The sequence below is a fragment of the Kosmotoga sp. genome (assembly GCF_982836095.1).
In genome coordinates this window covers 34,210-38,891 of record NZ_CEYIHJ010000001.1, presented here as the reverse complement: position 1 = coordinate 38,891, position 4,682 = coordinate 34,210, and the positions used below count along the sequence as shown (strand labels likewise).

General features: G+C 41.3%; 5 protein-coding genes and 2 tRNA genes. 1 reads left to right on the top strand and 6 read right to left on the bottom strand.

Annotated features, from left to right (window positions below; genetic code table 11):
• On the bottom strand, positions 1 to 308 hold a 308-nt coding region (locus AC3LHT_RS00230; RefSeq protein ID WP_488661626.1), incomplete at its 3' end, for an S-layer homology domain-containing protein.
• 184 nt (positions 309 to 492) lie between these two features.
• On the opposite strand from AC3LHT_RS00230, the gene AC3LHT_RS00225 reads away from it, so the two are divergent.
• Positions 493 to 566, top strand: a tRNA-Gln gene (locus AC3LHT_RS00225).
• Positions 567 to 588: 22 nt separating this feature from the next.
• Here AC3LHT_RS00225 and AC3LHT_RS00220 read toward each other — a convergent pair.
• The 5 genes from AC3LHT_RS00220 to AC3LHT_RS00200 all read right to left on the bottom strand — a co-directional run.
• Positions 589 to 1,230 carry a ComF family protein gene (locus AC3LHT_RS00220; protein WP_488661625.1) on the bottom strand — a complete coding sequence of 214 codons (642 nt, stop codon included), beginning with the start codon at positions 1,228 to 1,230 and terminating at the stop codon, positions 589 to 591.
• Positions 1,221 to 3,797 carry an ATP-dependent DNA helicase gene (locus AC3LHT_RS00215; protein ID WP_488661624.1) on the bottom strand — a complete coding sequence of 859 codons (2,577 nt, stop codon included), beginning with the start codon at positions 3,795 to 3,797 and terminating at the stop codon, positions 1,221 to 1,223. The genes AC3LHT_RS00220 and AC3LHT_RS00215 overlap by 10 nt, the downstream gene beginning before the upstream one ends.
• A gap of 62 nt (positions 3,798 to 3,859) precedes the next feature.
• A tRNA-Leu gene (locus AC3LHT_RS00210) sits at positions 3,860 to 3,947 on the bottom strand.
• Positions 3,948 to 4,053: 106 nt separating this feature from the next.
• The gene (locus AC3LHT_RS00205) at positions 4,054 to 4,269 is read right to left on the bottom strand and encodes a heavy-metal-associated domain-containing protein (RefSeq protein ID WP_290646628.1); all 216 of its coding nucleotides are present in this window, start codon (positions 4,267 to 4,269) and stop codon (positions 4,054 to 4,056) included.
• 1 nt (position 4,270) lies between these two features.
• A partial coding sequence (locus AC3LHT_RS00200; RefSeq protein WP_488661623.1) for a methionyl-tRNA formyltransferase occupies positions 4,271 to 4,682 on the bottom strand: 412 nt, incomplete at its 5' end.

Genomic DNA, 4,682 nt, shown 5'->3' with positions numbered 1-4,682 from the left:
GATAACGCTGAGAAATGCTTTTCCATAACATCAAGGCTCTGGGCTATTCTATTGAGCTCACCAACAAGCGGGATTTTTGATTCATCCGTGTAGTCTAATAACTTATTGACCATTACTGCCATTTCAAAGCGGGTAACGGGTGTGTCACCTTCGAATTTGTCAGCATTGTAAATAACTGTGAATATGCCGTTATCAAGGGCTTTTTTGATAGCCTCGTAATAAGGATTATCAACAGGAATATCTCTGTAAAAAGCAAAGCCAGCTCCAAAAGCAAACAGAATAATCAGCAACAGCAGAGTTTTTTTCACTGTAATCCCCCCTCAAAAATCTCACTTCTATTATACATCTTTGAGTTTTAAGCACAAAGATAACAATTTTATATCCTGGGATTTTCTGGAGCGACTTTTTCAGAAAAGTTCTGCTCACACTGCTTTACTGAAGGTATTGTCAGCTTGACATATTCGATATTCTATCATATAATTTAGCTGACTTTGGGAGGTCGTCTAATGGTAGGACAGTGGACTCTGGATCCACCGGTGGAGGTTCGAGTCCTCCCCTCCCAGCCAAAAGAGGGCATTAGCCCTCTTTTTACTTTGTCCGGGCAATTGAAAGGATCTTTAAATCTTTAACACCTGCTGACTTCAGAAGATTAGCACAACTCGTTATCGTTGAACCGGTGGTTATAACATCGTCAAACAGGATTATCTTTTCTGGAAGCCTTTCTGTTCTAAGTGTGAATTTCCCTACTGCAGCGGCTTTCCGTTCTTCTTTTGATAGCGAAGATTGTGGGAGTCCTGATTTCGCCACAGTAATGGCATCTATTACCCTGTAATCAACTATTTTTCTCAATTGGCGGAGCACAAGCCCATTGGAATCAAAACCTCTTTCTCTAAGTGCTCTGAGAGTCGTTGGTACACTTACAATGGCGTAATCACTACTTTCAGAATGCAAACTATAATCGAGAAGGTACAAAAGCCAGTTTGCAATGAGTTTTGAGAGTCGCCAGCGTTTGGCAAACTTATAAGCCTTTATCACATCGCTAACAGGAGGCTCATACCACCAATAACTTCTTGCAGAAAACTTGCCAAGAGAGATCTCGTAAGGAATAGGCCCTTTTATGAGTGCTTCACAGGAATCACATAAAAATTTTCTGGGAGAAAGCCTTTTTCCACAGCTAATGCAGTTATTAGGGAAAAATTGACCCGCAAATTCAATGAGTTTTACAACCATTTTTCCCTCTTCAATTTTCTCAAAGCGGCAATTATTTTTCTTCCAGGGGCTACTTCTACTGCCATTTCTGGTGGCAATGAACCCAGCAATTTGCGGGAATAAACTCGCCTTGCGTCAACAATTCTCCTATCAAACACTATGACAACACCTCTGTCTTCTTTTGTTCTCAACAACCTGCCAAGCCCTTGTCTAAAGGCTGTAATCATTTTGGGGTAATAATATTTATTAAGCCCCTCCATGAAATTTCTTGGCCCAAAGTGTTTTACTCTCGCATTGATTAAAGGGTCATCAGGGCGATCAAAAGGCAACTTAAAAAGTATGAGCAGTTTTAAGTGTTCTCCCGGGAGGTCGATACCTTCCCAGAAGGTTCTTACACCGAATATGACAGAATTGCTTGAGCCAAGGTGTTCTTCAATTATCGCCGTTGGGCTGTCTAGTGGTCTCTGCATTTTCAGATCAAGATGTGCCAGCTCTTCTGAAAGTTTAGTGTAAACGTATTTCATGTCGCTATAAGAGGTAAAAAGGACCATAGAACCACCTTTAACTATGGATAATGCTGTTTTGATAAGCCGAGAAGCTCCGTCCAAATATTCATGGTTTCCAGGGGAATACTCGTCCATGTCTTTTACAACAAAAAATTTCAACTGCTGGGAATAATCGAAGGAGCTTCCAAGTCTTACAGCATGAAAGTTTTTTGGTAATCCCAGAACACGCCTGGCATAATTAAACCCATCGCTTCCTTTGCTGTGAACCCAGAGCGTCGCAGAAATGAAAATTTTCATCGGTACATTTGGAAATGTCCTTTCCATAAGCCTGTCACTTTCCACTGGAGATGATAAAATTGCGAGATACACGCCCCCATTTTTTGGTTCTTTCCTAGTGAAGAAAACCCTCTTTTCCGTGTTCTCTTCCAAAAAGCCCTCCACGTTTTGCTGAAAGTCATCTATTGAGGTCAGCGCAGCTCTTAATTCATTTTCCAATATGTGTAATTTTCTTAAGGGCTCCTCTTCTGAAATCTCTTCAATCATTCTGGACACTTGAGTGAAAAGGCTTCTGAAGTTTTTTAACAGGCTGTCGAGCTCTGTCAATGTGTCTATCAGACTTTTAAGACTATTTCCCTGTATTCTGGTGGTTTCTCCATGCATATCTCCACCGAAAACTATTACGAGTTGTCTCAGAGTTCCTTCTATCTTTCCAATGAGTTCCTTTGAGCGTTTCCATACTTTTTCGAGAAAAGCTCTGTCATGATGGTTTCTCAACTGGATCAGAGAATTCTTAAGCACCTGCATAGAAGATCTCAAGAGTTGTGCATTCTCATAAGGGGTTATTCTAAAGCTCATGGCTTCTGTAATGGAATTTTCAAGTTCATGAGCCTCATCTATGATCAACAATTCAAAATCTGGCAAAAGAATTCCGGATACTTCGTTATCAATGGACTCACCATCTTTTAACCTAATTGCGGCTTCGCTGAACAACAATGCATGGTTAGTAATAATCAAGTCGGCTCTGGTTGCGTTTTCTCTTGCAATGAAATAGGGGCATCTTTCATAAAAAGGACATAGCTGTCTATTACAACTGTATTTGTCGGCCCCCAGCTCTTTCCTTAGCTGTGAAGGTATGAGAATTTCATCCAAATCGCCGGTTTCTGTCAAGATAGACCAAAAGAGTATTCCCAACAATATTTTGGAAATGTTGTTATCTATATAAGATGATTCTTCAAGAAGTTCCATGAATTTCTTAAGGCAGATATAGCGTTCGCGGCCTTTCAACACAGTAGCTGTAAGGGATTGCAACCCTGGCAGTTGTTTTAACACAGGAATATCTTTTCTGAGTAGCTGGTCCTGAAGTGTGCGTGTTTTGGTGGAAATCACAGCATGTTTCCCGGTTCTTACACTATAATACGCAACTGGAACAAGATATGCCAAAGATTTTCCTGTCCCGGTGCCAGCTTCAATCATGAGACCTTGCTTCTCAATGATATTTTCAGCTATTTCCATGGCTGTAAACAGTTGTTCCTGCCTGAACTCAAACCCTTCAAAGATGTCTTCCAAGAGTCCACCTTCGCTGAATGTCATTCTGACGCTTTTTATCAAATCAATATTTGGAACCTCTTCGTCTTTTTCAGAGACTGGAAGCTTTGTTAACCGCTTTGCGAGGGTATCTTCCCAAGCTTCTTCGTTGCTACTTTGATCCAGAAAAAAAGCGATAAAATCCTTCAGCACTTCATCTTTAGGGTCTTTCAAAAAAAGTTCCAACAACGGTTTAAGAGTTCTTGGAAGCTTCTTTACACGTTCCCCATAGGAAGAAATTCTCATTTCTGGAATATCAGAAGAAGCAACATGAAGGAAGTTTATCAAGAAAGATTCATCTATCAACAGTTCCTGAAAAGGGAACTGCTCTCTGCTTTTATTGTCTGCTGGAAATAGCGGAGGGATTCTGTTGTCCTTTAAAAAATCGGAGAATGCGTCGAGCTCTATGGTTTTAGAACCTTCCCCACCGTCATACGGGGTCAACTTTACTTTCACCCTGCCTTTGGATTTAAAGACTTTCATTATGAGAGGTTTCATAGCTCCCAGAAGATCACCGCCTGATGTCTCAAAAAAGAAAAAACCGGGTATAACCCGGTCGCTGGTGCCGAGGGCGGGACTTGAACCCGCACGGACTATGCGCCCACATGGCCCTCAACCATGCGTGTCTGCCAATTCCACCACCTCGGCATCCTCATAAATTATAACCTGACCGGTAATTCTTGTCAACCGCCAGTATGGGAAAAGAACGCTCATTTCAATGACTGTTAAACCCGGGAACACGATTTTGGTAACTTCAGAAAATCATTTCATACCCGTGCTTGGCAAGTTCGTCTTTTATTGTTTGCCTATCTACCAATGCATCCTCATACTCAAGTTCTACAACACCAAATTTACTCATCGGGTCAATTCTCACAATTCCCGAAAGGGAATTCAAGACTTCTTTGACTTTCTTTTCGTCATCCTCTGTTTTGAGATTTCTGACCTGAAATATCTTCACAACACGAGCCATATTATCTACCTCCCAAAATTAAGCCTTCTTCTATTAGTCTACCGGCTCTGGCCTGCCAGGGGCTTATTCTCTTTTTCCCGGGAAATTGTACTCCTGATATTCTCACAGCGCCTTTTCGGCACCTGACAATCATGTGCTTTTTACCAATAGACACGATTTCACCGGGTTTGCCTTCAGGTTCTCTGCTTTCCGGCAATGCTCCATATAATTTTATCATTTTCGCTCCCAGCCTAACACTTATACCCGGTACAGGGTCATATGCCCGTATCTTGTTATACACCCTCTGAGCATCATCAAAATCCGTGATAATTGTATCCTCTTTGGATATTTTAGGAGCATAGGTCGCCAATTCGTGATTCTGGGGGATTAACACTACTTTCTTATTGGATAGATCAAACATGAACTCTTTCAAC

Coding starts and splice junctions, on each gene's coding strand:
- AC3LHT_RS00220 (WP_488661625.1), bottom strand. CDS start 1,230: ATGGTTGTAAAACTCATTGAATTTGCGGGTCAATTTTTCCCTAATAAC.
- AC3LHT_RS00215 (WP_488661624.1), bottom strand. CDS start 3,797: ATGAAACCTCTCATAATGAAAGTCTTTAAATCCAAAGGCAGGGTGAAA.
- AC3LHT_RS00205 (WP_290646628.1), bottom strand. CDS start 4,269: ATGGCTCGTGTTGTGAAGATATTTCAGGTCAGAAATCTCAAAACAGAG.